This window comes from Pseudomonas sp. JC1203 (assembly GCF_056175065.1).
Map to the genome: position 1 here is coordinate 114,191 of NZ_JBWCAM010000018.1, position 26,319 is coordinate 140,509.

The 26,319-nt window shown below is 66.3% G+C and carries 25 protein-coding genes; 12 read left to right on the forward strand and 13 right to left on the reverse strand.

What is annotated here, in order from left to right:
- The first annotated feature begins 128 nt into the window (after positions 1-128).
- The 7 genes from AC0SZ7_RS24210 to AC0SZ7_RS24240 all read left to right on the forward strand — a co-directional run bounded on the left by AC0SZ7_RS24210 (position 129) and on the right by AC0SZ7_RS24240 (position 7,637).
- The gene (locus AC0SZ7_RS24210) at positions 129-1,145 is read left to right on the forward strand and encodes a Gfo/Idh/MocA family protein (protein ID WP_475506745.1); all 1,017 of its coding nucleotides are present in this window, start codon (positions 129-131) and stop codon (positions 1,143-1,145) included.
- A gap of 227 nt (positions 1,146-1,372) precedes the next feature.
- Positions 1,373-2,257: a sugar ABC transporter substrate-binding protein gene (locus tag AC0SZ7_RS24215; RefSeq protein ID WP_475506784.1), complete on the forward strand. Its 885-nt coding sequence runs from the start codon at positions 1,373-1,375 to the stop codon at positions 2,255-2,257.
- Between the two features lie 30 nt (positions 2,258-2,287).
- Complete coding sequence (locus AC0SZ7_RS24220) at positions 2,288-3,841, forward strand: sugar ABC transporter ATP-binding protein (protein WP_475506746.1); 1,554 nt, start codon at positions 2,288-2,290, stop codon at positions 3,839-3,841.
- Between the two features lie 13 nt (positions 3,842-3,854).
- Entirely contained in the window at positions 3,855-4,880 is a 1,026-nt protein-coding gene (locus AC0SZ7_RS24225; protein ID WP_475506747.1) for an ABC transporter permease, read from the forward strand.
- A 349-nt stretch (positions 4,881-5,229) separates the two neighbouring features.
- Positions 5,230-5,634 (forward strand): TraR/DksA family transcriptional regulator, encoded by a 405-nt coding sequence (locus tag AC0SZ7_RS24230; RefSeq protein ID WP_475506748.1) that lies wholly within the window; start codon positions 5,230-5,232, stop codon positions 5,632-5,634.
- Positions 5,635-5,806: 172 nt separating this feature from the next.
- The gene (locus AC0SZ7_RS24235) at positions 5,807-7,303 is read left to right on the forward strand and encodes a methyl-accepting chemotaxis protein (protein WP_475506749.1); all 1,497 of its coding nucleotides are present in this window, start codon (positions 5,807-5,809) and stop codon (positions 7,301-7,303) included.
- 118 nt (positions 7,304-7,421) lie between these two features.
- On the forward strand, positions 7,422-7,637 hold the full coding sequence (locus tag AC0SZ7_RS24240; protein WP_475506750.1) for a hypothetical protein: 216 nt from the start codon (positions 7,422-7,424) through the stop codon (positions 7,635-7,637).
- Here AC0SZ7_RS24240 and AC0SZ7_RS24245 read toward each other — a convergent pair.
- From AC0SZ7_RS24245 to AC0SZ7_RS24255, 3 genes are all read right to left on the reverse strand, one after another.
- Positions 7,625-7,864 carry a DUF2789 domain-containing protein gene (locus AC0SZ7_RS24245; RefSeq protein WP_475506751.1) on the reverse strand — a complete coding sequence of 80 codons (240 nt, stop codon included), beginning with the start codon at positions 7,862-7,864 and terminating at the stop codon, positions 7,625-7,627. The two genes, AC0SZ7_RS24240 and AC0SZ7_RS24245, sit on opposite strands and share 13 nt — an antisense overlap.
- 85 nt (positions 7,865-7,949) lie before the next feature.
- Entirely contained in the window at positions 7,950-8,339 is a 390-nt protein-coding gene (locus AC0SZ7_RS24250) for a hypothetical protein (RefSeq protein ID WP_475506752.1), read from the reverse strand.
- Positions 8,340-8,364: 25 nt separating this feature from the next.
- Positions 8,365-8,643 carry a hypothetical protein gene (locus AC0SZ7_RS24255; RefSeq protein ID WP_475506753.1) on the reverse strand — a complete coding sequence of 93 codons (279 nt, stop codon included), beginning with the start codon at positions 8,641-8,643 and terminating at the stop codon, positions 8,365-8,367.
- A gap of 357 nt (positions 8,644-9,000) precedes the next feature.
- On the opposite strand from AC0SZ7_RS24255, the gene AC0SZ7_RS24260 reads away from it, so the two are divergent.
- Positions 9,001-9,468 (forward strand): hypothetical protein, encoded by a 468-nt coding sequence (locus AC0SZ7_RS24260; protein ID WP_473006184.1) that lies wholly within the window; start codon positions 9,001-9,003, stop codon positions 9,466-9,468.
- A gap of 53 nt (positions 9,469-9,521) precedes the next feature.
- Positions 9,522-10,529, forward strand: a complete 1,008-nt coding sequence (locus tag AC0SZ7_RS24265; RefSeq protein WP_475506754.1) for an ABC transporter substrate-binding protein — start codon at positions 9,522-9,524, stop codon at positions 10,527-10,529.
- 117 nt (positions 10,530-10,646) lie between these two features.
- On the opposite strand, the gene AC0SZ7_RS24270 is transcribed toward AC0SZ7_RS24265, so the two are convergent.
- Genes AC0SZ7_RS24270 through AC0SZ7_RS24295 form a run of 6 tightly spaced genes read right to left on the reverse strand, consistent with a single transcriptional unit; the run spans position 10,647 to position 16,626 of the window.
- Positions 10,647-10,991 (reverse strand): Na+/H+ antiporter subunit G, encoded by a 345-nt coding sequence (locus tag AC0SZ7_RS24270; RefSeq protein ID WP_475506755.1) that lies wholly within the window; start codon positions 10,989-10,991, stop codon positions 10,647-10,649.
- Complete coding sequence (locus AC0SZ7_RS24275; RefSeq protein ID WP_475506756.1) at positions 10,988-11,266, reverse strand: K+/H+ antiporter subunit F; 279 nt, start codon at positions 11,264-11,266, stop codon at positions 10,988-10,990. The genes AC0SZ7_RS24270 and AC0SZ7_RS24275 overlap by 4 nt, the downstream gene beginning before the upstream one ends.
- Entirely contained in the window at positions 11,263-11,751 is a 489-nt protein-coding gene (locus tag AC0SZ7_RS24280) for a Na+/H+ antiporter subunit E (protein ID WP_475506757.1), read from the reverse strand. The genes AC0SZ7_RS24275 and AC0SZ7_RS24280 overlap by 4 nt, the downstream gene beginning before the upstream one ends.
- A complete protein-coding gene (locus AC0SZ7_RS24285; protein ID WP_475506758.1) occupies positions 11,748-13,364 on the reverse strand; it encodes a monovalent cation/H+ antiporter subunit D in 1,617 nt (538 codons plus the stop codon). The genes AC0SZ7_RS24280 and AC0SZ7_RS24285 overlap by 4 nt, the downstream gene beginning before the upstream one ends.
- Positions 13,361-13,705 carry a Na+/H+ antiporter subunit C gene (locus tag AC0SZ7_RS24290; RefSeq protein WP_416423628.1) on the reverse strand — a complete coding sequence of 115 codons (345 nt, stop codon included), beginning with the start codon at positions 13,703-13,705 and terminating at the stop codon, positions 13,361-13,363. Before AC0SZ7_RS24290 ends, AC0SZ7_RS24285 begins: the two co-directional genes overlap by 4 nt.
- On the reverse strand, positions 13,705-16,626 hold the full coding sequence (locus tag AC0SZ7_RS24295; protein ID WP_475506759.1) for a monovalent cation/H+ antiporter subunit A: 2,922 nt from the start codon (positions 16,624-16,626) through the stop codon (positions 13,705-13,707). The genes AC0SZ7_RS24290 and AC0SZ7_RS24295 overlap by 1 nt, the downstream gene beginning before the upstream one ends.
- Positions 16,627-16,901: 275 nt before the next feature.
- Between AC0SZ7_RS24295 and AC0SZ7_RS24300 the strand changes: the two genes are divergently transcribed.
- Complete coding sequence (locus tag AC0SZ7_RS24300; RefSeq protein ID WP_475506760.1) at positions 16,902-17,465, forward strand: helix-turn-helix domain-containing protein; 564 nt, start codon at positions 16,902-16,904, stop codon at positions 17,463-17,465.
- Between the two features lie 64 nt (positions 17,466-17,529).
- Positions 17,530-18,507 carry a GlxA family transcriptional regulator gene (locus AC0SZ7_RS24305; RefSeq protein WP_475506761.1) on the forward strand — a complete coding sequence of 326 codons (978 nt, stop codon included), beginning with the start codon at positions 17,530-17,532 and terminating at the stop codon, positions 18,505-18,507.
- Positions 18,508-18,610: 103 nt separating this feature from the next.
- On the opposite strand, the gene AC0SZ7_RS24310 is transcribed toward AC0SZ7_RS24305, so the two are convergent.
- From AC0SZ7_RS24310 to hflK (AC0SZ7_RS24325), 4 genes are all read right to left on the reverse strand, one after another.
- Entirely contained in the window at positions 18,611-20,482 is a 1,872-nt protein-coding gene (locus AC0SZ7_RS24310; RefSeq protein WP_475506785.1) for a cation-translocating P-type ATPase, read from the reverse strand.
- Between the two features lie 68 nt (positions 20,483-20,550).
- Positions 20,551-21,597 carry a protease modulator HflK gene (hflK, locus tag AC0SZ7_RS24315; RefSeq protein WP_475506762.1) on the reverse strand — a complete coding sequence of 349 codons (1,047 nt, stop codon included), beginning with the start codon at positions 21,595-21,597 and terminating at the stop codon, positions 20,551-20,553.
- A complete protein-coding gene (gene hflC / locus AC0SZ7_RS24320) occupies positions 21,594-22,634 on the reverse strand; it encodes a protease modulator HflC (RefSeq protein ID WP_475506763.1) in 1,041 nt (346 codons plus the stop codon). Before hflC ends, hflK (AC0SZ7_RS24315) begins: the two co-directional genes overlap by 4 nt.
- A gap of 15 nt (positions 22,635-22,649) precedes the next feature.
- Positions 22,650-24,584: a protease modulator HflK gene (gene hflK / locus AC0SZ7_RS24325; protein WP_475506764.1), complete on the reverse strand. Its 1,935-nt coding sequence runs from the start codon at positions 24,582-24,584 to the stop codon at positions 22,650-22,652.
- Between the two features lie 327 nt (positions 24,585-24,911).
- On the opposite strand from hflK (AC0SZ7_RS24325), the gene AC0SZ7_RS24330 reads away from it, so the two are divergent.
- Positions 24,912-26,276: an LLM class flavin-dependent oxidoreductase gene (locus tag AC0SZ7_RS24330; protein WP_475506765.1), complete on the forward strand. Its 1,365-nt coding sequence runs from the start codon at positions 24,912-24,914 to the stop codon at positions 26,274-26,276.
- The last annotated feature ends 43 nt before the right edge of the window (positions 26,277-26,319 follow it).

Consider the following 26,319-nt stretch of genomic DNA (forward strand, 5'->3'; position numbering starts at 1 on the left):
TGGGGGCCGGGGGCGGCCCCGCTTGGTTTCCACCCCCAAAAACGCTCGCTGGCACGCCAGCTCCCACACGTATCGTTGAACCGACACCATTTCGTACTGAGCCTGACTCGCTACACGGGAGAATGATCATGCGTATCGGATTGGTAGGTTACGGCCGTGGCGGCCGCGTGTTTCACGCACCGCTGCTGGCCAGCCTGGGCAGCGCCCAGTGGGTGGGCGTGGTGACGCGCTCGGCCGAACGCCGCACGCAACTGGCGGCAGATTACCCCGGGGTACCGGCCTTTGACACCCTGGCCCAGTTGGTGGAGGCGGGCGTTGATGCGGTGGTGATTTCCACCTCGCTGAAGGGCCGCCCGGCACTGGTGCTGGAGGCCATCGAGCACGGTGTGGCGGTGGTCAGCGACAAGCCTTTCGCCGCCGACGCCCAGCAGGCGCAGGTACTGGTGGACTCCGCCGAGCGCCAGGGCGTGCCCCTCAGCGTGTACCAGAACCGCCGGTGGGACTCGGACTTCCTCACCGTGCGCAAGCTGGTCGACAGCGGCGTGCTGGGCCAGGTGCAGCGCTTCGAGTCGGCGGTGGAACGCTATGAGCCGGATAACCTGGGCAATGACAGCGGCGGCGGCTGGCTGCGTGACCTGGGCAGCCACCTGGTGGACCAGGCCCTGCAACTGTTCGGCCCGGTGACCCGGGTGTACGCCGAATTGGCCCAGCAGCCGGGGCAGGCGGTGGACCACGGTTTCTTCGTGTCCCTGACCCACGCCAGCGGCACCATCAGCCACCTGCACGGCAATGGCCTGCAAAGCGCGCCACGCCCTCGCTTCCGCGTGTGCGGCGAGCATGGCAGCTACAGCGTCGAAGGCCTGGACGTGCAAAGTGAACAGGCCGAGGCCGGGCTGACCCCGGCCAGTGCCGGCGACAACTGGGGCGTGGAGGAACATCGGCGCTGGGGCTGGTTCGAGCAGGGCGCGGAACGCGAGAAAGTGCCGTCGGAACGCGGCAACTGGCTGCAGTTCTACCAGCAGTTGCAGGCGGCCGTGGACCAGGGTGCGGAACTGCCCGTGGACGCCCGCGACGCGGTGCAGGCGCTGGTGGTGCTGGACGCCGCGCGCCGCAGCGCAACCCTGGGTGAGGTGGTGAAATTATAGGATGCAATAAAATTCTAAATTCATTTGATATGGAATTTATTTTCTACTAGAGTCAATTGCAGGTTCCGACTTTCACATCCGCTGCCCAACCGGCGCGGCGGATGAAAAAAACCAAGCACAACAATAAAAAGGTGCCGTCGATGAAAACCTTCACCCCGCAAGCCTCCCGGCTGCGTTCCACCCGCACGTCCCCCGTTCGCCGCCTCTGCCTGGCAATCGCCCTGACCATGGCCAGTGGCGTGGCCCTGGCCGATATCAAGGTTGGCGTGGCCATGTCGCAGTTCGATGACACCTGGCTGACCTACCTGCGCGAAGCCATGGGCGCCAAGGCCAAGGCCATGCCCGACGGCGTCTCGCTGCAGTTCGAAGACGCCCGCGGCGACGTGGTCAAGCAGCTCAGCCAGGTGGAAAGCTTCATCAGCCAGAAGGTCGACGCCATCATCGTCAACCCGGTGGACACCGCCGCCACCAAGCGCATCACCGACGAAGCCACCCAGGCCGGCATCCCGCTGGTGTACGTCAACCGCAGCCCCGATGACCCCAACCAGCCCAAGGGCGTGGTGGTGGTAGCCTCCGATGACATCAAGGCCGGCGAAATGCAGGCCCAGTACCTGGCCGACAAGATGGGCGGCAAGGGCAGCGTGGTGATTCTGCTGGGCGACCTGGCCAACAACTCCACCCAGAACCGCACCAAGGGCGTGAAGGAAATACTGGCCAAGTACCCTGGCATCAAGATCGATCAGGAACAGACCGGCATCTGGCTGCGCCAGAAGGGCATGGACCTGGTCAACGACTGGATTACCCAGGGCCGCGAGTTCAACGCGGTGCTCTCCAATAACGACGAGATGGCCATCGGCGCCGCCATGGCGCTCAAGCAGGCCGGTGTCGAGAAAGGCAAGGTGCTGATCGGCGGCGTCGACGGTACGCCCGACGGCCTCAACGCGGTGAAGAAGGGTGACCTGGCCGTCTCCGTGTACCAGGACGCCAAGGGGCAGGCCGACGCCTCGGTGGAGGCCGCGGTGAAAATGGCCCACAAGGAAACCGTGGCGCCCCGGCTCATGGTTCCGTACCAGCTGATTACCGCGGACAACGCCGACCAGTTCAAACACTGATCGCTCGCCCAGCCTGTGGAGTGCACCTCGATGCTTGCCTTTGCCAACGATCCAATCGAACACGAATGCCTGCTGGAAGTGACCGGCGTGACCAAGCGCTTTCCCGGCGTCACCGCCCTGGACAACGTGCGCCTGAGCGTACACCGCGGTGAGGTGCTGGCGCTGATGGGCGAGAACGGCGCCGGCAAGTCGACGCTGATGAAGATCATCGCCGGCATCCACCAGCCCGACAGTGGCGAACTGCGCCTGCGTGGCGAGCCGCTGGTGATGGACAACCCGCTGGCGGCGCAACTGGCCGGCATCGCCATGATCCACCAGGAACTCAACCTGATGCCGCACATGAGCATCGCCGAGAACATCTGGATCGGCCGCGAGCCGCTGACCCCCTGGCACCTGGTGGACCATGGCGCCATGCACCGGGCCACGGCGCAGTTGCTGGACCGCCTGCGCATTTCGCTGTCGCCCGACGACCTGGTGGGCGAGCTGAGCATCGCCGCCCGGCAGATGGTCGAGATTGCCAAGGCGGTGAGCTACGACTCCGACATCCTGATCATGGACGAGCCCACGTCGGCGATCACCGAGAAGGAGGTGGCCCACCTGTTTTCCATCATCCAGGACCTCAAGGCCCAGGGTAAGGCCATCGTCTATATCACCCACAAGATGGACGAGGTGTTCGCCATCGCCGACCAGGTAGCGGTGTTCCGCGACGGCTGTTTCATCGGCCAGTACCCGGCGCACAGCCTCAATGGCGACCAGTTGATCACGCTGATGGTAGGCCGCGAGCTGACCCAGCTGTTCCCCCAGCGTACCCAACCGCTGGGCCCGGTACGCCTGGCCGCGCAGAACCTGGGCCTGGCCGGGGTGTTCGAAGGCGTGTCCTTCGAGCTGCGGGCCGGTGAAGTGCTGGGCATCGCCGGGCTGATGGGGGCAGGGCGCACCAACATCGCCGAGACCCTGTTCGGTATTACCCCCAGCACCCAGGGCGAGATTTTCGTCGACGGCAAGGCGGTGCGCATGAGCGACCCGGGCCAGGCCATCCACCTGGGCCTGGCGCTGCTGACCGAGGACCGCAAGCTGACCGGGCTGTTCCCGTGCCTGTCGGTGCTGGAGAACATGCAGGTGGCGGTGCTGCCACACCATGTGGGCCACGGTTTCGTCCACGAGAAGACCTTGCGTTTGCTGTGCGAAGACATGTGCAAGCGTTTGCGGGTCAAGACCCCGTCGCTGGACCAGTGCATCGACAGCCTCTCGGGCGGCAACCAGCAGAAGGCCCTGCTGGCGCGCTGGCTGATGACCAACCCGCGGGTGCTGATCCTCGACGAACCCACCCGTGGCGTCGACGTCGGCGCCAAGGCTGAAATCTACCGCTTGATCGCGCAACTGGCCGACGAAGGCCTGGCGGTGATCATGATCTCTTCGGAACTGCCGGAAGTGCTGGGCATGAGCGACCGCGTGCTGGTGATGCACGAAGGCCACATGACCGGCATCCTCGACCGCGCCGACGCGACCCAGGAGCGCATCATGCACCTGGCCTCCGGCGTGACCGCAGCGGCACCCAACCCTGCCGCGTCCGCGCACGCCTAATAGGAACCTTGCCATGACTACCCTGACTGAAAACAAACCTGTCGCCGCACCGCCCAGCCGCTCGCGCCGGCGCATGCCTACCGAGCTGAGCATCCTGCTGGTGCTGATCGGCATTGGCCTGGTGTTCGAGGTGTTCGGCTGGATCGTGCGCGACCAGAGCTTCCTGATGAACTCCCAGCGCCTGGTGCTGATGATTCTGCAGGTGTCCATCATCGGCCTGATCGCCATCGGCGTGACCCAGGTGATCATCACCACCGGTATCGACCTGTCGTCCGGCTCGGTGCTGGCGTTGTCGGCCATGGTGGCGGCCAGCCTGGCGCAAAGTTCCGACTACGCCCGGGCAGTGTTCCCGCACCTCACCGACCTGCCCGTGTGGGCGCCGGTGATCGCCGGCCTTGCGGTGGGGCTGCTGGCGGGGGCCATCAACGGCAGCATCATCGCCATGACCGGCATCCCGCCCTTCATCGCCACCCTCGGCATGATGGTCTCGGCGCGCGGCCTGGCGCGCCTGTACACCGAAGGCCAGCCCATCAGCATGCTCTCGGACAGCTACACGGCCATCGGCCGCGGGGCCATGCCGGTGATCATCTTCCTGGTGGTGGCGGTGATTTTCCACATCGCCCTGCGCTACACCCGCTACGGCAAGTACACCTACGCCATCGGCGGCAACATGCAGGCGGCGCGCACCAGCGGCATCAACGTCAAGCGCCACCTGATCATCGTCTACAGCATCGCCGGCCTGCTGGCCGGGCTGGCAGGCGTGGTGGCCTCGGCACGGGCGGCCACCGGCCAGGCCGGCATGGGCATGTCCTATGAGCTGGACGCCATCGCCGCGGCCGTGATTGGCGGCACCAGCCTGGTGGGCGGGGTAGGGCGCATCAGCGGCACCGTGATCGGCGCGTTGATCCTTGGGGTAATGGCTTCGGGCTTCACTTTCGTGGGGGTGGACGCCTACGTGCAGGACATCATCAAGGGCCTGATCATCGTGGTGGCAGTGGTGATTGACCAGTACCGCAACAAACGCATACTCAAACGCTGACTTCGCTGCGGCTTTTTGCCCGCCTGCCACCGCTCCCGGTGTCAGGCGGGCTTTTTTACATTTGGCCACTGGTTGCCGGCCTGTTCGCTGCCATTTCCTGCAAATTATCCGAGCACAATCCACCTGCCGGGTGTATTTTTGGCGTCCGCCATCCACCCGATTGCGTTTATATAACGGTTATTGGTCAAATCTACCGTCAATTCAGTTGCTGCGCGCGAAAACCGGCCTTAGACTGCCGCCCCTCATAAATTGAGTGCCAGTTGGCGCTTGAAGAATTCCGTGAGGTCGGGCCAGGCCCGGTCACACCTTTTGATTCGCCTTAATGCACGTATTTTTTATAGAGAAATCAATGACAAAGGAAAAGTTGCTGGCCATGCCGGCCGATGACTACATGAATGCTGCGCAACTGGCATTCTTCACCGAGCTGCTGCAGGCGCTGAAGGTGGAAACCCACGAGCGCATCGAGCAGAGCCGCATCGCCATCGAAAGCCTGGACACCCCGGCCGACCCGGCCGACGCAGCCTCGGTGGAAGAAGAGCGCCACTGGCTGGTGAACGTCATCGACCGCGACCAGCGTTCGCTGCCGCAGCTGGAGCAGGCCCTGGGCCGCATCGCCGACGAAAGCTTCGGCTGGTGCGACGACAGCGGCGAGCCGATCGGCCTGAAGCGCTTGCTGATCAGCCCGACCACCAAGTACTGCATCGAAGCGCAGGAACGTCACGAGCAGATCGACAAGCACCAGCGCCAGGCGTGATGCTTCGGACGCGGCCTGCGGCCGCTGCTACGGGGCCCCTGTAGCAGCGGCCGCAGGCCGCGTCAAAAGGGCATAACACGCCCACCCGTTGCTCCCAAGTGGTCATAGCCAATTGCCATCACTTGACGTTTAATGACGTCAAAACAACGACAATAGCTATGGAGTACTTGCCATGACGAGAGACGGATCTCTGCTTGACGCTGCCCGGCCTTCAGCCCCGGGGGGCGTATTTGCCTGGCTGTCGCGCGTGCTCAAGCCTGCTGCCGCGCCTTCTGCCGCCACCGCGCCCGACCCGCTGGCCACCTTGACCCGCGACCTGTCGCACACCACCAGCCACAATGCCCTGTCCGCCGCCGGCGTGGCCTTTTCCGTGCGCCAGTTGGCTGCGCGCGTGCAGTCCCAGCTGGGCGCCGCAGCGCAGATCGTCAGCAGCGCCGAGGTGATGATCGGCACCGAGCAGGCCACCTCGCAACTCAGCCAGCAAGCCCTGGGCGCCGCCAGCGAAGCCCACCGCCACAGCGTGGCCGGGCGCGAGGTGCTGGCTGAATCCATCAGCCGCATGCACCAGCTCAGCGAGCGGGCGACTGCCAGCCGCGAATTGATCGAGGCCCTGAGCCAGCGCAGCGAGGACATCCAGCGGGTGACTGCAGTCATCCAGTCCATTGCCAGCCAGACCAACCTGCTGGCGCTCAATGCCGCCATCGAGGCCGCCCGCGCCGGTGAGTACGGCCGCGGCTTCGCCGTGGTTGCCGACGAGGTGCGCGGGCTGGCCGGGCGCACGGCCACGGCCACCGAGGAGGTGGGGCAGATGGTCGCCGACATTCAGTTGCGCACCGCGCAGGTGGTGGAACAGATTCGCGAACTGGCCAGCGACCTCGGCGCCGGGGTGGTGCAGGTCGAACACACCGGCGAGCAGTTGGACACCATCGCGGCGCTGGCGGCAGGGGTGGAAACCCAGGTCGGCGAAATTGCCCGCGGCGCCGAGACCAACCGCGAGCAACTGGGCAGCCTGTTCCAGGCCGTGGAGCAGATGCGCAGCGACCTGGCGGTCAGCGATGGCCAGACCCGCAGCCTGGCCGAGGCCGCCGTGCAGATGGAAGCCCAGGCCGAACGCATCAGCGAACGCCTGGCCGAAGTGGGCATGGACGACTACCACCAGCGTATCTACGACCTGGCCCGCGAAGGCGCGAAACGCATTGGCGAACGGTTCGAGCAGGACGTGGAGCAGGGCCGCATCAGCCTGGAAGATCTGTTCGACCGCCAGTACCAGCCCATCGCCAACACCCAGCCGGCAAAATTCCACACCCGTTTCGACCGCTACGCCGATCAGGTGCTACCGGCGATACAGGAACCGCTGCTGGCGCGTCATGAAGGGCTGGTATTCGCCATTGCCTGCACGCCGCAAGGCTATGTGCCCACCCATAACCAGGCGTTCAGCCAGCCGCTTACCGGTAACGCGGCGCATGACGCCGTGCACAACCGCACCAAGCGCCGTTTTGACGACCGCACCGGGGCCCGCTGTGGCAGCCATCAGCAGCCGTTGCTGCTGCAGACCTACACCCGCGATACCGGTGAGCTCATGCATGACTTGTCAGTGCCGATAACCGTGAAGGGACGGCATTGGGGCGGGCTTCGGCTGGGATATACGCCGCAAAAGGCTCGAGGATAACGGCCTTTTGTTACCGTTGCTGTAACGAAGCTGTACCAGGTTTGGCTGTTTCTTGAGCAATGGAGGCATTAAGATGGCCATATTGTTAGTTTGCTAATGAAATCTCGGGAGGGAAATCATGCAAAGCAAAGTCGATGTGGCCGTGATGATCGGCAGTGGTGTACCCGAAGGCCTCCAGGCCCTGGGCAAGCGCGTGTGCTGGGTGGTGCTGGTGAACGGCGAACGGCGCGGCACCGCCTACGCGAGCCGCGCCGAAGCCGTGGAGTGCCGCGACGCCTGGCTGGCACAGCTGGCGGTAGACCCCAGCCTGCTGCCGGCGCGTCAGGCCTGCTGATGCAGGCGCACGTTCAGTTCGTCGATGGGAATGGCCCAGTCGCCACCGTCGGCACGCAGTTCCTCCTTGAGGAAGGTTGCCTGGCGTTCATTCCAGAACGGCGCATCAATCAGTTTCACGTCGGCGGCCAGCGGGTGCGCGGCGATGAAGCGGTCGATGCTGGCGGGGTCGCCGTCCAGGCCCAGTTGCTCGAATAGCGTACCCAGGTTGGTTTGTTCGGTTTCCATGTCATCTCCTTGGCGGGTGGCGTACCTATTCTCTGAAAGGTTTGCGAGCCAGGAGTTCACGCCGCCGCGAAGCGATGCATCGGCATCAGGCGTCGGTGTCGATACTGCGTGAATCAATATTCTGTATGGGCGCGTCCTGTTGGGGGCGTGCGGGTACCGAGGTGGCCAGGTCGCTGGCGATGCGCGCGGCCATCATGCTCGCCCTGGCGCGGATCAGCGCCAGGTTGCGGTCGGCCACGCTGTGGTATTCGGCGTTCTGCACGGCCATGAACTCATGCTGTTCATGGCGGGCCTGGCTTTTCAGGTTGGCTATCTGCTGATTGTGCTTGCGCGCGCGCCGGTTTGCGGCTACTTGTTGCGCCTGGCGCTTGGCGGCTGCGGCCTTGTCGGCGGCAGCCTCTGCTTCGGCGCGCAGTTTGGCCGGGTCATCAGGGGCGAGGCCGAACAGCGCGGTAACCGGATTGATATCCATCATGGGCGACCACCTCCTTGGGGTTCTATTATTGTATCGGCACTGCTACAAACTCCTTGAGGGCAGCAGTGCGTTCCAATTGCCGGGCTAGCAGGCAAGCGGCGAGGTGGCCACGGCGAAAGCCCAGGGTTCGCCCCGAGTATTGTTCGCGTATGTGAAAAAAGTCGCGACCGGCGGCAATTACCTGGCAACGCGGCGTTTGGCGGTAGCCCCACGGGGCTTCGAGCCGGTACAATGCAACGCCGAAGTCGATAGCCGCGTCAGCCTTGTCGATATTCTCTCGACGGCTTTCCATTGAATCGTGCATATTCGTTCCTTCCCGAGAGGTACTGGCTGCAAACTGCGCTGACCCTCATGGTCGAGCGAGTTGCATAGCTATCGCACTTTTTACTTCGTCACGATGTAGGAAATGGCGCTTTAACCTGCGGCGTATTGCTGATTTCAGCGTTTGGGCAATGGCCGACCTGTTCGCGTGCCTTTTCCTTCAAGGGCAGTCTCTATCTGCGAGCGTCCCAGCCGGGGGCTTTCTTGTAGGCTTGCGCCGCGCGCCTGCCCATGGACTTGTTTTTCATAGTGTTCCGCTCCTTCATCTTCGGGGGCGGACAGGTTCAGTTCAGCTGCCCATGTCATTACCGGCAGTCTTTTCATTTCGAGGATTTTTTAATTGGCAGTAAGCAATCTGGAAATGCACGCTCTGTTCGTGCTGGGCGATCTTCGCGCCAAACTGGTGAAACTCTTTCAATCGCGTTTCGTGTATGTCACCGAGCAAACGGCCGAAGGTATCTACATGGCCGAAATCGACACTGAAAGTGCATTGGTGGTGGACGACAAGCAGCGCCTGGAGCTCAAGGTAGGCGACCACTTCCGCGCCGCGGTATTGCCCAGCCGTGAAGGCGGCAAGTTTGAAATCAAGTTCCGCGAGATCAAGTTGGCGGTGTACGGCCTGGGTGAATATGCCTTCGTCAGCACTGCGGACGGTGAAGGCATCGTGTTCAAGGAAAGCCAGACCGTGGTGATGGTCTTCGCGGCAAAGGAACAACTGCAGGTTGGCCTGGCCAAGACCCTGAAAGCGGCGTCGTCGAAGGCCGCCAAGTGGCGCAAGGGCGAGTTGACCTTCAAGCCCAGCGAATGACCTGGCGGCACTGGTCTACAGTCAACGAGTCATGATTGTAGAGGCTGTGCCCGATGAAACTGATCGTTCCCGTTGTACTCTGGTGCCTGGCGCTGGCGGCGGCGCCTGCGCGCGCGGCCCCGGCGCCCGTGCACTTCGCCGACCTGAACTGGGAAAGCGGCAGCCTGATCACCGAGATGCTGCGCATCATCGTGGAAAAGGGCTTCGAGGTGCCCACCGACACGCTGCCAGGTACCACCATCACCCTGGAAACCGCCCTGGCGAAGAACGACATTCAAGTGATCGCCGAGGAATGGGCGGGGCGAAGCCCCGTGTGGGTGAAGGCCGAGGCCGCAGGGCAGGTCAAGGGCCTGGGCAACCTGGTGGCCGGCGCCACCGAAGGCTGGTGGGTGCCTGAATACGTGATCAAGGGCGACCCGGCGCGCGGCCTCAAGCCACTGGCGCCGGACCTGCGCAGCGTCAGCGACCTGCCGCGCTACAAGAGCGTCTTCCGTGACCCGGAAAACCCTGACAAGGGGCGCTTTCTCAATAGCCCCATCGGCTGGACATCGGAAGTGGTCAACGGCCAGAAGCTCAAGGCCTATGGGCTGACCGACAGCTACAGCAACTTCCGCTCGGGCAGTGGCGCGGCGCTGGACGCCGAGATCACCTCGCAGATCAAGCGTGGCCAGCCGGTGCTGTTCTACTACTGGTCGCCGACGCCGCTGCTGGGGCGCTACAAGCTGGTGCAACTGCAGGAGCCGCCGTTCGACCCCGAGGCGTGGAAGACCCTGACCCAGGCTGACAACCCGGCGCCGAAGCCGACGCGTTCGCCGCCTTCGATTCTCTCGGTGGGCGTGTCGTCGGCGTTCGCCCAGCAGTATCCGCAGCTGGTGACGTTCTTCCAGGGCGTGCAACTGCCCATCGATGACCTGAACAAGGCGCTGGCCACCATGAGCGAGGGGCATCTGCCGCCGCGCCAGGCGGCTACCGAATTCCTCAAGGCCCACCCCGACCTGTGGCGCAGTTGGGTACCGGCGCCGGTGGCCGAAAAAGTCGCGGCCGCCCTGGCAAACCCGTAGCAGCAACTGTACTTGTGGGAGCTGGCTTGCCAGCGAGCCTTTATGGCCCCAACAGCTCGCTGGCAAGCCAGCTCCCACAGTGCATATCCCGATGACGTAGCTGCCGCAGGCTGCGTTTTAACGGCGGCTGCTGACTTCGCCCGGCACCGCCTCGCCGGCCATGCGCTTGCGGAACAGCGCCGTGCGCGCCAGCAGCAGCGTGGTCACCGGCACGGTGATGGCCAGCAGAATGGGGATCAGCCAGGCGTGCAGCACCGGGCTTTGTTCGCGGAACGAAAACAGCAGTATCGACGCCAGCGACACGCACCAGGCTCCAATGGTCGAGGCCAGGGCCGGCGGGTGCATGCGCTGGAAGAAGTCCTGCAGGCGCACCATGCCGATGGCCCCCAGCAGCGCGAACAGGCTGCCCAACAGCAGCAACGCACCTATGGCCACCTGCACCCAGATGGGTAACTCGTTCATTCGATCACCTCGCCGCGCAGCAGGAATTTGGCCAGGGCGAACGAGCCGACAAAGCCGAACAGGGCAATCAGCAATGCGGCCTCGAAGTAGGTTTCGCTGCCGTAGCGGATGCCCAGGGTGAGCATGGTCAGCATGCCCAGGATGTTCAGGTAGTCCAGCGCCAGCACGCGGTCCTGGGCGGATGGGCCCTTGAACAGCCGGTACAGGGTCAACAGCATGGCCACGGCGAATATCGCCAGGCTCAGCACGACGACGTGGTCGAGCAGGGCACTCATTCGAAGATCTCCATGAGTGGGCGTTCGTAGGTGTCCTTGAAGTGCTGGATGAAGCGCGCCTCGTCGTCCAGGTCGAACACGTGAAGCAGCAGGACGCTGCGGTCCAGCGCCAGCTCCGACCACACCGTGCCGGGCACCACCGTGGTGATGGTCGACAGCGCGGCCAGGCCGTTGGCGTCACGCAGGTCCAGCGGCACCTTGACGAACGCCGAGCGCGGCGGCTTGCGCCCCAGGTTGAGCACACCCCAGGCCACCTGCAGGTTGGACATCACCACGTCGACGCCCACCCGGCACAGCAGGCGCAGGATGGTGCCGGGCTTGCGGATGCGCACCGGCAGCGGCCGCAGCGAGGTCATCAGCAAGGGGGCCAGTACCCCCAGCAGCGCCGCCAGCAACAGGTTGCCGGCGCTCAGGGACAGATTCAGCAGCAGCCACAGCAGCGCGCAGGCCAGGCTCAGCAGTGGGGCGGGAAACAGGCGCTTCATGGGCGCACCTCGGCGGCCATCACTGCCTCGATGTATTGGCTAGGGTCGTCGAGCCGCTCGGCGGTGTCCTGGGTAAAACGCAACAGCGCCTCACCCTGCACGGTCAGCAGCAGGCACAGGCCCAGCAGCACAACGATGGGCACGCATTCAAAGCGCCGCAGCAGCGGCGATGGCCGCTCCTGGGGTGTCCAGAAGCGCTGGATGCCGACGCGGGTCATGGCCAGCAAGGTCGCAAGGCCCGAGAGGATGAGCAGCGCTACCAATGCCCAGGCTGCCGGGCTGGCGTCGACGAACAGCACGCGGATCAGGTTCAGCTTGGCGATGAAGCCGGACAGCGGCGGCATGCCGATTACCAGCAACGCGCAGGCAATGAAACTCAGGCCCAGGAACGCCATGGTCCAGGGGATCACCTGGCCCACCACGGCCTTCTGCTCATCGTCCAGGTTGATGCCCTTGGGCGGGTGCAGTGACTCCACGGGGCGTGGCAGCAGGTCGCCGTCGTCATCCAGGGAAATTTCGTTCGCCGAGCGCGAGCGTTCTATCAGTTCGGCCAGCAGGAACAGCGCTGCCAGCGCCAGGGTCGAGCTGACCAGGTAGAACAGCGCGCCGCCGGTGATGGCCGGCACGCCGAAGCCGATGGCGGCCAGCAGGGTGCCGGCCGATACCAGGATGCTCAGGCTGGCCATGCGCTCCAGCCGCTGCGCCGCCAGCACGGCGATGCCGGCCACGGCGATGGTGGCCAGGCCGCCGTAGAGCAGCCAGTCGCCGCCAAAGTGCGCCGAGGCCCCTGCCTGGGTGGAGAACAGCAGCGTCCACAGCCGCAACAGGGTATAGACCCCCACCTTGGTCATGATCGCGAACAGCGCCGCGACCGGCGCACTGGCCGAGGCGTAGGCGGGCACCAGCCAGAAATTCAGCGGCCACATGCCAGCCTTAGCCAGGAAAGCCGTGGCCAGGATAGCCACGCCGGCGTGCAACAGGCCGCGGTCGGCTTCGGGCACCAGCGGGATTTTCAGCGCCAGGTCGGCCAGGCTCAGGGTACCGGTGACGCCGTAGATCATCGCCGCGCCAATCAGGAACAGCGACGAGGCGAGCAGGTTGATGGCGATGTAATGCAACCCCGAGGACACCCGCGCGCGGCCCGAGCCATGCAGCAGCATGCCGTAGGAGGCGGCCAGCAGCACCTCGAAGAACACGAACAGGTTGAACAGGTCGGCCGTCAGGAAGGCACCGTACAGACCCATCAGCTGGATCTGGAACAGCGCGTGGAAGCTGGCCCCGGCGCGGTCCCAGCGCGCCATGGCGAACAGCAGCGCAGCGCTGGCGACGATGCCGGTAAGCACCAGCATCAGCGCCGAAAGGCGGTCCAGCACCAGCACGATACCAAACGGTGCCGGCCAGTTGCCGGGCAGGTACACGCCGATGGCGCTGGTCGGCCCCTGCTGCTGGGCGCCGTGCAACAGCAGCGCGGCGATGGCCAGGCCAGCAAGGGTGGACAGCAGGTTGATGCGTGCCTTCAGGGGCCGGTGCTTCTCGCCCAGCAACAGCATCACGGCGGCGGTCAGCAGCGGCAGCAGGATGGGCGCGATCAACAGGGAGGGCATCAGGTTCATTCCTGGCGCTCCCGGCCGTCCACATGGTCGGTGCCGGTAAGCCCGCGCGAGGCCAGCAGCACCACCAGGAACAGCGCGGTCATGGCAAAACTGATGACGATGGCCGTGAGTACCAGCGCCTGGGGCAGGGGGTCAGTGTAGTGCAGCAGGTCCTGGGGCACGCCGTCCTTGATGATCGGCTCCTTGCCGATGAACAGGCTGCCCATGCTGAAGATGAACAGGTTCACCCCGTAGGACAGCAGGCACAGGCCCATCACCACCTGGAAGGTCCGCGGCCGCAGGATCAGCCACACCCCCGAGGCGGCCAGCACGCCGATGGCAATTGCGATGACTTCTTCCATCAGGCACTCCCTTGCGGTACGGCGATGGGCTTGGGCAGCCCGGTGGGTTTGTGGCTGCGCACCGACTGGTGCGCCAGGGCAGTGAGGATCAGCAGGGTGGAGCCTACCACCACGCTGAACACGCCAATGTCGAAGAACAGCGCGCTGGCCACGTGCACCTCGCCCAGCAGCGGCAAGTGCAGGTGCGCGGTGTGGGTGGTGAGGAACGGATAGCCCAGCAGCATCGCGCCCACCCCGGTGAGTGTCGCGAACAGCAGGCCCACGCCCATCCAGCGCAGCGGCCGCAGGCGCATCTGCGCCTCCACCCACTGGGTGCCGGCCACCATGTACTGGAGGATGAACGCCACCGCCATCACCAACCCGGCGACAAAGCCGCCGCCGGGCTGGTTGTGGCCGCGCATGAACAGGTACATGGCCACCACCACCGCGATCGGCAGCAGCAGGCGCACCAGCACCGCCGGCACCATCATGAAGCCCAGGGCCGTGTCGCTGGCCTGGCGCGGGTTGACCAGGTCGGTGACCACGTCGGGCGCCAGCAGGCGCTGCTGGGCCGGCAGCTGGATGCTCTCGCGCGGTGGCCGGAAGCGCCGCAGCAGGGCAAAGATGGCCAGGGCCGTGGCAGCCAGCACGGTGATCTCGCCCAGGGTGTCGAAACCGCGGAAGTCCACCAGCATGACGTTGACCACGTTGCTGCCGCCGCCCTCGGGCAGCGCCTTGCGCAGGTAGAACTCGGAGATGTGGTTGGGCGTGGCGCGGGTCAGCATGGCGTAGGACAGCGCCGCCATGCCACCGCCGGCGGCCATGGCCAGCACCAGGTCGCGCAGCCGCCGCACCCGTGCCCGGCCTTCGCTGCCGGGCAGCGGCAGGGCGTCTTCGATACGCCGTGGCAGCCAGCGCAGGCCCAGCAGGATCAGCACCGTGGTCACCACCTCCACCACCAATTGCGTCAGGGCAAGGTCCGGCGCCGAGAACCAGATGAAGGTGATGCAGGTCATCAGCCCGCACACGCTGACCATGGTCAACGCCGCCAGCCGGTGGTACTTGGCCTGCCACGCGGCGCCCAGGGCGCAGGCGATGGCTATCAACCACAGGGCGACGAACACCCCCGAGCCGGCTATTTTCGGCCGCAGGCCCCAGGTCAGGCCGCTGTGCAACAGGGGGATCAACCCGGCCACCACGGCCACCAGCACCAGCATGAACAGCTGCGGTTGCAGGCGCCGGGTGGTCAGCCAGCGTTCAGTGCGCCGCGCCAGGCGCATCAGCAGCACCAGGCTGCGCTCGAACAGGCGCTTGCCATTGAAGCGGCCCACCAGTGGCGGCCGTTGGAAGCGCCCGCGCTGCAACTGGCCGCGCAGCAGCAGGTACAGCAGCACACCGGCGCCCATGGCGATCAGGCTCATGATCAGTGGTGCGTTGAAGCCGTGCCAGATCGCCAAGCTGTACTCGGGCAGCTCGCCGCCCACCACCGGCAGCGCGGCGGCGGCCAGCAACGGGCCGACCGACTGCGCCGGAAAGATGCCCACCACCAGGCACAGCATCACCAGTAACTCCACTGGCGCGCGCATCCAGCGTGGGGGCTCGTGGGGTTGGTGGGGCAGGTCGGTGGCGGGTGGGCCGAAGAACACGTCCACGGTGAAGCGCAGGGCATAGACCACGCTGAAGGTGCCGGCGATGGTGGCGATGGCCGGCAGTGCCGCCTCCACCCAGGCGGTGGAGGTGATGAACACGGTTTCGGCAAAGAACATTTCCTTGCTGAGGAACCCGTTCATCAAGGGCACCCCGGCCATGGCGGCGCTGGCCACCATGGCCAGGGTGGCGGTGAAGGGTATCAACCGGAACAGCCCGCTCAGGCGGCGAATGTCGCGGGTGCCGCTTTCGTGGTCGATGATGCCGGCGGCCATGAACAGCGAGGCCTTGAAAGTGGCGTGGTTGAGGATGTGAAACACTGCTGCCACCGCTGCCAGCGGGCTGTTGAGGCCCAGCAGCAGGGTGATCAGGCCCAGGTGGCTGATGGTGGAATAGGCCAGCAGGCCTTTCAGGTCGTTCTGGAACATGGCGCAGTAGGCACCCAGCAACAGGGTGCAGGCGCCAGCGCCGCTGACCATCCAGAACCATTGCTCGCTGCCCGACAGCGACGGCCACAGCCGCGCCAGCAGGAACACCCCGGCCTTGACCATGGTTGCCGAGTGCAGGTACGCCGACACCGGCGTGGGCGCCGCCATGGCGTGGGGCAACCAGAAGTGGAACGGGAACTGCGCGCTCTTGCTCAGCGCGCCGAGCAGGATCAGCGTCAGCAGCACCGGGTACAGGTGGCTGCCGCGGATCAGCTCGCCGGCCGCCAGCACCGCGTCCAGGTCATAGCTGCCCACCACCTGGCCCAGCAGCAGTACGCCGGCCAGCAGGCACAGGCCGCCGGCACCGGTCACCGCCAGCGCCATGTAGGCGCCGCGGCGGGCATCGGCGCGGTGGTGCCAGTAGCCGATCAGCAGGAACGAGAACAGGCTGGTCAGTTCCCAGAAAAACACCATCTGCACCAGGTTGCCGGAAACCACCAGGCCGAGCATGGCACCCATGAACGCCAGGAAAAACGCGAAGAAGCGCGGCACCGGGTCGTCCGGCGACATGTAGTAGCGCGCGTACAAGGCCACCAGCGTGCCAATCCCCAGTACCAGCAGCGAGAACAGCCAGGCGAAGCCGTCCATGCGCAGGGTGAAGTTGAGCCCCAGGCTGGGCAGCCAGTCGTAGGTTTCGCGAATGACACCGCCGTGGGCGATTTGCGGGTACATCAGCGCTACGGCGACGGTGCCCGTGAGGGCCACCACGCCGGCCAGTATCGACTCGCGGTTGCGCGCGTCGTGGGGCAGCACCGCTGCCAGGCAGCTACCGATGAAGGGCAGAAGCAGTAGAACTATCAATGACATAGCGATCTGATCTGCTGGGAGGGATAAAGGATCATACGGTGCCGGGCGGGCATCACCAACCGCGAACCTGTGCCAGAACCTTACAATAGTGGTCTATTTGCCAGCTTTTTCATGACAAAATTTTACAAGCCTTCGGTTTTCGTTGGCGTTGACGGTATTTGTGGGAGCTGGCTTGCCAGCGAGCGTTCAGGGCCCCAACAGCTCGCTGGCAAGCCAGCTCCCACAAGGGGGGTAATGCAATATACTGCGCATATTTCGCCCCAGAGCCGAACGCCGTGCCCCCAGACTCCCCCTCCCGCGCCTCGGTATTGCAGCACGTCAGCCACAATGTGCGACGCCTGCGCCACGCTGCCGGCCTTAGCCAGAACACCCTGGCCGAACGTTCCGGGGTCAGCCGGCGCATGCTGGTGGCTATCGAGGCTGGCGAGAAGAACGTCAGCCTCGGCACCCTTGACCGCGTGGCCGAGGCGCTGGACGTGGTGTTCAGCGACCTGATTCGCGCGCCTGACAACCGCGACCCCAACCGCATCAACGAGCTGGCGTGGGCCGGCAGCCAGCCCGGCAGCAAGGCCGTGCTGCTGGCCAGCGCCCCGGCGCGGCGCGAGGTGGAGTTGTGGGAGTGGTGCCTGGCCCCCGGGGAAATCTATAACAGCACCTGCGACGCCGAGGGCTTCAGCGAGCAATTGTTCGTCTACGAAGGCTGCCTGACCCTGGAAATGGACGGCGAAAGCCTGCAAATCAGCGCCGGCGAGTTCCACATGTTCGCCAGCCAGCGCCCCCATGGCTATCGTAACGAGGGCGAGGTGGCCGTGCGGTTCGTGCGCAACGTAGTGTTTTAAAGCGCTTCTCTGCCCCCGCCTTGTTTCGGTAGCATGTGCACATTCGCGCAAAGGGCAGTGAAAAATGACAGAAATCCCCGAACCTTCCGTGTTGCGCCTGTGCCTGCTGCAATACCCGGGTGCCCAGCCGTCCAGCACGGCCGGGCTGCTCGACCTGTTCGCCTGCGCACGGCAGGTGAGGGCAGAGTTAGGCATGGCGAAAACGCCAGCGGTGCAGGTGGACCTGTTGGCGGACGTGGACGCCGGGCCTGCGCCGGCGGTGGTGTTCGTGCCGCCGCTGGCTGCCGGCGGGGTGCCCGATGCCGAGGCCCTGGGCGCGGTGCTGCGTGCCTTGCGCCGCTGGCACGCTGACGGTGCCATGCTGATGGCGGTCGATAGCGGTGCCTGGTTGCTGGCCATGGCTGGGTTGCTGCAAGGCCGTCGCGCCACCCTGCACTGGGATGCGGCCATGGCCCTGGCGGCCCATTACCCACAGGTGCGCTTGCAGCCTCATGAGCCCATGGTGGATGAGGGCGACGTCGTCACCGCCGCCGGCAGCCAGGCCTGGCAGGAGCTGGGCCTGGCCGTGCTGGCGCATTTTTTCGGTGCCTCGCTGGCGGTGGAAACCCACGCCATGCTCAATGTGCCGCTGCGCGACCAGCCGCTGCCGCCCAGCCCGTTCCAGCCGCGCCTGGACCACGGGCACGCGGCCGTGCTCAAAGTGCAGCTGTGGCTGCAGGACAACCGCGCCATGGGCGTCACCCTGGACGACATGGCCGAGTGTGCCGGGCTTGAGCCGCGTACCTTCCTGCGCCGCTTCCATGCCAGCACCGGCCTCAAGCCCACCGAATATTGCCAGCACCTGCGCATCGCCCGCGCCTGTCACCTGCTGGAAACCAGCCAGCGCAACGTTGACCAGATCGCCGCCAGCGTGGGTTACCAGGACGTCGGCGCGCTGCGCAAGATCTTCCTGCGCGTGACCGGGCATGCGTTGAGCGAGTATCGCGAGAAGTATGGCTTGCGCACCTTGTACCGCCCGATCGCGTTGCGCGGCCGGGCCTGACGGTACATTTTCACGTAGCAGCAACTGTCTTGTGGGAGCTGGCTTGCCAGCGAGCTTTTATGGCCCCAACAGCTCGCTGGCAAGCCAGCTCCCACAGGGGTGGTTATTTCAACGGCTCCTCTATCCGCAGCAACCGCCCCGCATTGCCCAGCACCAGCAGCGTGCTGAGGTTGTGCAGCAACGCCGCCACCACCGCGCCCGCCACGCCCAGCAGGCCGAAGGCCGCGGCGGCGACGATGGCCAGGGTCCAGCCCAGGCCGATGGCGACGTTCACCTGCAAGGTGCGGCGGCACTGGCGGCTAAGGCGCACGCAGGTGCCCAGGCGGCGCAGGTCGCTGCCAATCAGCACGATGTCGGCCGAGGCCAGGGCGATGTCGGCACCGCCGGCGCCCATGGCCACGCCCACCACGCCAGCCTTCAGCGCCAGCGAGTCATTGATGCCGTCACCCACCACCAACGGCCGGAAGCCATTGCTGATTTCGTCGGTCACCCGGTGCAGCTTGTCTTCAGGCAGCGCCTGGGCCACTACGTTGGTAATGCCCACCTCGGCCGCCAGGGCGTTGGCCACCGGCAGGCGGTCACCGGTCAGCAGCAACTGCCGGCCCAGGCCCAGTTCACGCAGGTCGGCCAGCGCCGCAGCGGCTTCCGGGCGCACCCGGTCGGCCAGCAGCAGCCAGGCCAGGAAGCGGCCGTTCAAGGCCAGCCCGGCGATCGGGCCGTCGTGCTCGGGCACCGGCGGCAGGTCCACGCCCAACTGCTGGAACAGCTCGGCACGGCCCAGGGCCGCTTCGCCCTGCGGAGTCTGGGCAATAACGCCCAGGCCCTGGCGTTCGCGCAACTGCTCCAACGGATGGTAGGCATCCTGGGGCACCAGGGTGGCCAGGGCGCGGCTCACCGGGTGGCTGCTGGCGGCGCCAAGGCTGGCGGCCAGGTGCAGCAAGGTCGGCTCGTCGGCGCTGCACTCGGCGGCTACCTGCAGACGCTGCAGGTGCAGGGCGCCGTAGGTGAGGGTGCCGGTCTTGTCGATCACCAGCGAGCTGAGGTCGGCGAATTCTTCGAGGAACGCCGAGCTGCGGATCAGGATGCCATGGCGCGCGGCCACGGCGATGCCGGCAATGGCCGTGGCCGGCGCCGACAGCACCAGCGCGCACGGGCAGGCCGCCACCAGCACGGCGAGCATTGCCTGCGGGTCATTGGTGATGAACCAGGTGACGGCGGCAATCAGCAGCACCAGCACCATGTACTGGCCGGCGTAGCGCTCCAGCAAACGGGTGATCGGCGGCTTCGACTGCTCGGCCTTCTGCATCAGCGCGATGACCTTGCCCAGGGTAGAGTCTTCGCCGGTGCGCGACACTTCAATGCGCAGCAGGCCATCGAGGTTGATGGCGCCGCCGAACACGTCCATGCCCGGTGCGGCCTGTACCGGCACCGATTCACCGGTGATGGGCGCGGTGTCCAGGCTGGCCTGGCCTTCCAGCACGCGGCCGTCGGCCGGCACGCGGTCACCGGCGCGCACTTCCACCTGGTCGCCGGCCTTGAGGCTGGCGTTGTCCACTTCGCGGATGCTGCCGTCGGCGGCGATCAGCCGCGCATGGCTGCGGGTCAGTTTGCCCAGGGACTCGATGGCCTCCTGGGAGCCGATCACGCTGCGCTCTTCCAGCACATGGCCGAATATCATCAGAATCGGCAACAGCGCCGCGGTCAGCAGGTCGCCCGTGGCCCAGGCGCCCAACAGGGCGATGGCCACCAACTGGTCGGTGAGGCCGTGCAGGCTGGGGTGGCGGATGCTGAACCAGGCCGAGCGCAGCACCGGAATGGCCACCAGCAGCGAGGCGACGCCGAAGAGGATCTGCGCCACGCCGTCCTGGGCCGGGTCGAACCAGTGCCAGCCCAGCCCCAGGGCCAGCAGGCCGAGGGCGACCATGGCCAGGGTCAGCTGGCGCGCGGCGCTGCGTTGCTCGTCGACGCTGAGCATGCCGCCGGTGAGGTGGCCATGGGAATGCCCGTGGTGGGCGTGGCCGTGATGATGGTGGGAATGCGCACTCATGGTTGGCTGCCTTGCAGAATCAGACGGGCGTCGTCGTGGGGGTCGACCGTGGTGACCGAACCTGCCTTCTGCAGGATGGCCGGGATGCGCTCACGGTACAGGCGTTGCAGCAGGCCGGGGTCGCTGTGGTCGCGCTGGGTCTGGGCCAGGCTGGCGATGGTGGCGGTATCGGCCTGGGCCTTGGCCAGGCGCTCGCTGGCCTGGGCGTGGGCGACTTGCAGGGTGCGGTCGGCGTCCTGGGTAGCGGCCTGGGTGACCTTGGCAGCGTCGTTGCGGGCCGAAGCGATGTTCTGCTCGGCTTTCTGGCTGGCGGTGAGCACGGCGTTGAAGGCGTTCACTGCACCGTCAGGCAGGCTCGACTGCAGGTCGACACGCTCGATGTGCACGCCAAGGCCCGCGCCTTGTGCCTGCAAGGCGTCGAGGCTGCGGTTGATGCCTTGCATCAGGTCGCCACGCAGGCGCTCGCGGCGCTCGGCGGCCTGGCTGTCGCTGCCCACCAGTTCCGGGCGCGCCACCAGAATGGTGTCGAGGTCGCGGGAGGCGGAAACGGCCACGGCGCTGCGGGCGACCAGGCGGTCTAATGCCGCGGTCATGTTGGCGCTTTGCAGCACGTACTGGTACGGGTCCACCACCTTGTAGAAGATGCGCACGTCCAACTGCACCACCCCGGCGTCGCCAGTCAGCAGGTAGCCGGCACCGGCCACCGCGTCGCTGTTGGGCGAGGTGTTGGCGTCGATGCCGCGGGTCTGGTTCTCGCGCAGCAGGGTTTCCACGCGCTGTTCGATGACGCGGTCAGCCGACGGCAGCATCACCACCTGCTCGAACGGCCGCGGCCAGGCCAGCAGCAGGCCGGCGCTGTGGATGCGTTCCAGGGCGCCCATGCGCAACACCACCGCGCGGCTTTCCGGGCCCACCTGGCGAATGTTCGACACCGCCCAGCCAAAGGCCGCCAGCAGGGTAACGCCGTACAGCGCCAGGAACGTCAGGCGGCCGGCTTGCAGCCAGGGGCTGGGCACCCGTGGTTCGGGGGCGGCACCACTCATGGCTTGGCACCGCTGGCGGCAGCGGGCGCGGGCAGCTGTGGCGGGCCGTCGACCAGGGCGCGGAACGGCGCGGCGTCGGTGCGCAGCACCAGGCGCGTGCCAGAGTTGACGATGGTGCCCAGGGTGTCCAGCGAGCGCAGCAGGTTGTACAGCTCGGGCGAGCCGGCGTAGGCCTTGCCGTAGATTTGCGCGGCTTCCACGCGCGACTGCGCTTCGACGTCGGCTGCCTTCACCGTCGCGTCGGCCTGCAGGATGCGCGCGTCACGCTCGGCGCCGGAACGGATCTCCGCCGCCTGGCGCTTGCCTTCGGCAGTGCGCTCGGTGGCGATGGTCTCGCGCTCGGCGCGCATGCGCTCCACCGTGGCGTTGAGGGTCACGGCGGGCAGGGTCAGGCGCTCGATGCCCACCTGCAGCACACGCACGCCGTAGGTGTCGAGCAGCTGCTTGGCGATCTGCTGGCGCACGTGGTCTTCGAAATCGGCGATCTGCACCTTGTTGGCGTCGGTGTTCACCAGGCTCGCCAGGTCGAAACCGCTGGCCGAGGTTTCCAGCGCCGAGCCGAGGAAGGTGCGGATCTGCCGCGCGGCTTCGTCAGGCTGGTTCTGTACCGCGCGCATGAAGCGCTGCACGTCGGTATTGTCGGCCTGCACCTGCCAGGCCACGTAGGCCTGGACGATGATGCGCAGGCCGTCGCGGGTACCCACGTCCTGCAGGCCGCTGGAGGTGGTGCGCAGGCGCAGGTCCACCGGCACCGCCGATTCGAACGGGATCGGCAGGCGCCAGTTCAGGCCGGGCTCAAGCAGCACGCGCGAAGGGTTGCCGAAACGGGTGATGACCGTGGCCTCGCCGCTGCGCACCTGCACCAGGCAGGCGGTGGCGATGGCGAACAGCACCAGCAGGGCGGCGATGCCGATACGCTTCCAAGGGCGCGACGGCGCGCCAGCGTCGTGGTCATGCCCGTGGTCGTGGTGGCCATGGTCATGATGGTCGTGGCCGTGGTCGTGGCCCGCGTGGTTGTGCGATGTACTCAAAATCAAAACTCCTGCAGGCCGTTAGCGGCGTGGCTGGCCGGGGTCGACCGGCGCGGCGAAGGTTCTCAGGTCCAGGGTCGGCGGCTCGTCCCGGGCAATGCGGTGGTCCAGGATCAGGGCCTTGGCATTGGCCAGGCCCTGGGCCAGCTGACTGAAGTACTGCTCGTCGATGAACGCCTGGCCGGCGCTGTGCCAGGCCTGCAGTTCAGCAGTGAAGCGCAGGTCGGCGGCCTTGGCGGTGCCCAGGTTCTCGGCGCTGGTGGCCTGCGCGTTGTCCGTGGCCATGCTGGCCTCGGTGCGCGCCTGGTTGCTGGTGACGCTGGCGTTGCCGCGCTCGCGGGAAATCAGCGCCTGGGCGCCGATCTGTGCGGCCTGCACGCCGTGGTAGGCATCGGCGGCGCCGGCCGGTGGGTGGATGGCTTCGACCACGGTGGCCAGCAGCTCGACGCCGCTGTCGAGGCGGTCGAGGTCGGCCTGTACCCGCTTGCCGATGTCCTCGCCCAATTGCGCGCGGGCCTCGCCGAGCATGTCGTCCAGCTCGCGGCCGGCCAACTGGTGTACCAGCACGCGGCTGGCGGTGCTGCGGATCAGCGCCGGCACGTCGGCACTGTTGTAGGTGGCGGCCAGCGCGGCCTTGTCGGTAAGGCCGATGCGGTAGACGAAGCGCACGTCCATGTTCACGACCTGGAAGCTCTGCTTGTCACCGGCGGTGCTGGCAATGACCTGGGACTTTTCCGCGCGGTGCGAGGCGTCCCACAGGCGGTTGGCGGTCACCGGGGCGGGGCCGTCGGCGCTGCTGCTGTCATCGCCCGGGCCGCCCTCGTTGCTGGTGGCCAGTTCATGGATGACGCCGTTCTCCACGGTGCGCACCTGGCCGAACGGCCACGGCAGGCCCACATGCAGGCCGGGGGCGTAGACGGTCAGGGGCTTGCCGAACTGCTCGTACACCGCGCGGCCATTCATGGGCACCTGGGTGACGCCGCTCAGCAGCCAGCCGATCAGCGCGATCAGGCTCAGCACCGGCAGGCTGGCGCGGCGCATGAAGCCCAGCGCCCAGATCTGCCGCAGGTCGATGCCGAAGCGTTGCTGCATTTCATCCTGCAGGCGGCGCAGCGGGCGTGGCGGCCAGTTCAGCAGGCCGGCGAACAGGCTGTCGGCGACGATCTGCGGTTCCAGCGTAGGGCGCTGCGGGCTGAATACCGACAGCAGCGCGCGCACCAGCAGCTCCAGCGCGGCCAGGGCCGGCAGCAGGCCGGCCAGCACCGCCAGGCGCAGCGGCCACGGCGCCTCGCCGTTGGCGAAGAACAGGCACACCGCCGCCAGCAGCAGGCTCGCCAGGGTTATGCGCAGTTGTAGCGCCAGGCCCGAAGCCTCGGGCCATTGCAGCGGGTCGGCGGCGCTCAGCTGGCGTTCCAGTACCAGCAGGGCGAAGGCGACCACCAGCAACAGCCCGGCGATGGCATAGGCGGTTTGGCCCATGGCCTGGGGCGCCAGGCTCAGGTTCCAGCCGTAATTCACCAGCAGCAGTGCCACCACGCAGCAGCCCATCAGCCACAGCGCCGATACGCCCAAGCGGTGCAGCCACAGGCTGAGGCTGTCGCCAATGCGGTCCAGCAGGCGGTCGTAGGCGCCGCGCGGTTCGTCCTGCACCCATTCCACGGCGGTCGGGTCCAGGGGCTCGCCGGTTAGCGCGGCGGCGCGCCACTGGGCAATGCGCCAGGCCCATTGGCTGGTGCCCAGCAACGTCAGGCAGCTGGCGCTGATGCCGCACAGCAGCGGCACCCACAGCGAGTCACGGGTGAACAGCTCGACGAATACGCCAGCCACCAGGGCCAGCATCAGCAGTGCCCCCAGCCCCAGCATCAGGCCGAACAGGCGGCGCGCCTGCGAGGCGGCGCGCACGAACCTCGGCAGGGCGTGCAGATCCCCAGCCGGGGCATCCAGATCAACTCTCATCACATCTCCATACGCTCGCACAGGCAGGTGCGCGGCCCGGCCAGGGCCGTTGCGGTTTACCGTTGAATAAAACTGACGCTCAGGCGACCGGGCAGTCTACCCACAAAAAGTAACTGTATAACGCTGGCCGTGAAATTTTCGTCCCGTGCCCGCGCCAGCACTGTTGCCAAGGCAACAGCGGCGCAACAGTTTGCTGGCCAACAGTAACCCCGTGCCGCCCCGGCATAGGGTCACGCCCCCGCAAACACGGGGCATGGCGGTGCGGCACGCACTGTGCAATGAGCCCTGCATGAAGTGTATGAATCTTTGTTCAGTTTGGAGAACTGCATGTCGCGTGAAATCCGCCTCAACGCCTTTGACATGAACTGCGTCGGCCACCAGTCGCCCGGCCTGTGGGCACACCCGCGTGACCGTTCCTGGGAGTACAAGGACCTGGCCTACTGGACCGACCTTGCGCGCATTCTCGAACGCGGCAAGTTCGACGGCCTGTTCATCGCCGACGTGCTGGGTATCTACGACGTCTACCAGGGCAACGGCGACGCCGCCATTCGCCAGGCCACGCAGGTGCCGGTCAACGACCCGCTGCAGCTGATTGCGCCCATGGCCATGGTCACCGAGCACCTGGGCTTCGGCCTGACCGCGTCGCTGTCGTTCGAGCACCCGTACCCGTTCGCCCGGCGCCTGTCGACCCTGGACCACCTGACCAAGGGGCGCGCCGGTTGGAACGTCGTCACCTCGTACCTGGAAAGCGGCGCCAAGAACATCGGCCAGGCCGCGCAGACCGAGCACGATGCGCGCTACGACTACGCCGAGGAATACCTGGAGGTCTGCTACAAACTGTGGGAGGGCAGTTGGGAGGACGGCGCCGTGCTGCGCGACCGCGAGCGGCGCATCTTCAGCGACCCGAGCAAGATCCACCCCATCAACCACCACGGCAAGCACTTCCAGGTGCCCGGCATTCACCTGTGCGAACCCTCGCCGCAGCGCACGCCGCTGCTGTACCAGGCCGGCGCTTCCAGCCGTGGCAAGCAGTTCGCCGCCGAGCATGCCGAGTGCGTGTTCGTCGCCGCGCCGTCCAAGGTGCTGTTGAAGAAGACCGTGGCCGACATCCGTCGCCGCGCCGCCGAGGCCGGGCGCGACCCGCGCAGCGTGCTGATCTTCAACCTGCAGACGGTGATCGTCGACGAGACCGATGCCAAGGCCCGCGCCAAGTTCGAGGAGTACAAGTCCTGGGTCAGCTACGAAGGCGCCATGGCGCTGATCAGTGGCTGGACCGGCATCGACTTCAGCCAGTTCCAGCCCGGCGAGGCCCTGCGCCATGTGAAGACCAATGCCATCCAGTCGGCGGTGGAAGCCTTCAGCACGGCCGACCCCGACACGATCTGGACCCCCAACGAGCTGGCGGACTGGGTGGGCATCGGCGGCTTCGGCCCGCTGTTCGTCGGCGGCCCCGAGACCGTCGCCGACCTGCTTGAGGAGTGGGTGGCCGACACTGACGTCGACGGTTTCAACCTGGCCTACGCGGTCACCCACGAAACCTTCAGCGACGTGGTCGACCACCTGGTGCCCGAATTGCAGAAGCGCGGCGTGTACAAGACCGAGTACCGCCGCGGCACCCTGCGCGAAAAACTGTTCGGCGCAGGCGCGCGGCTGCCTGGCAATCACCCGGCGGCGGGCTATCGAAAACCGTGAAGCTGTTTATGATGTTCCCGGCAACCCCACTGCTAACAGTGAG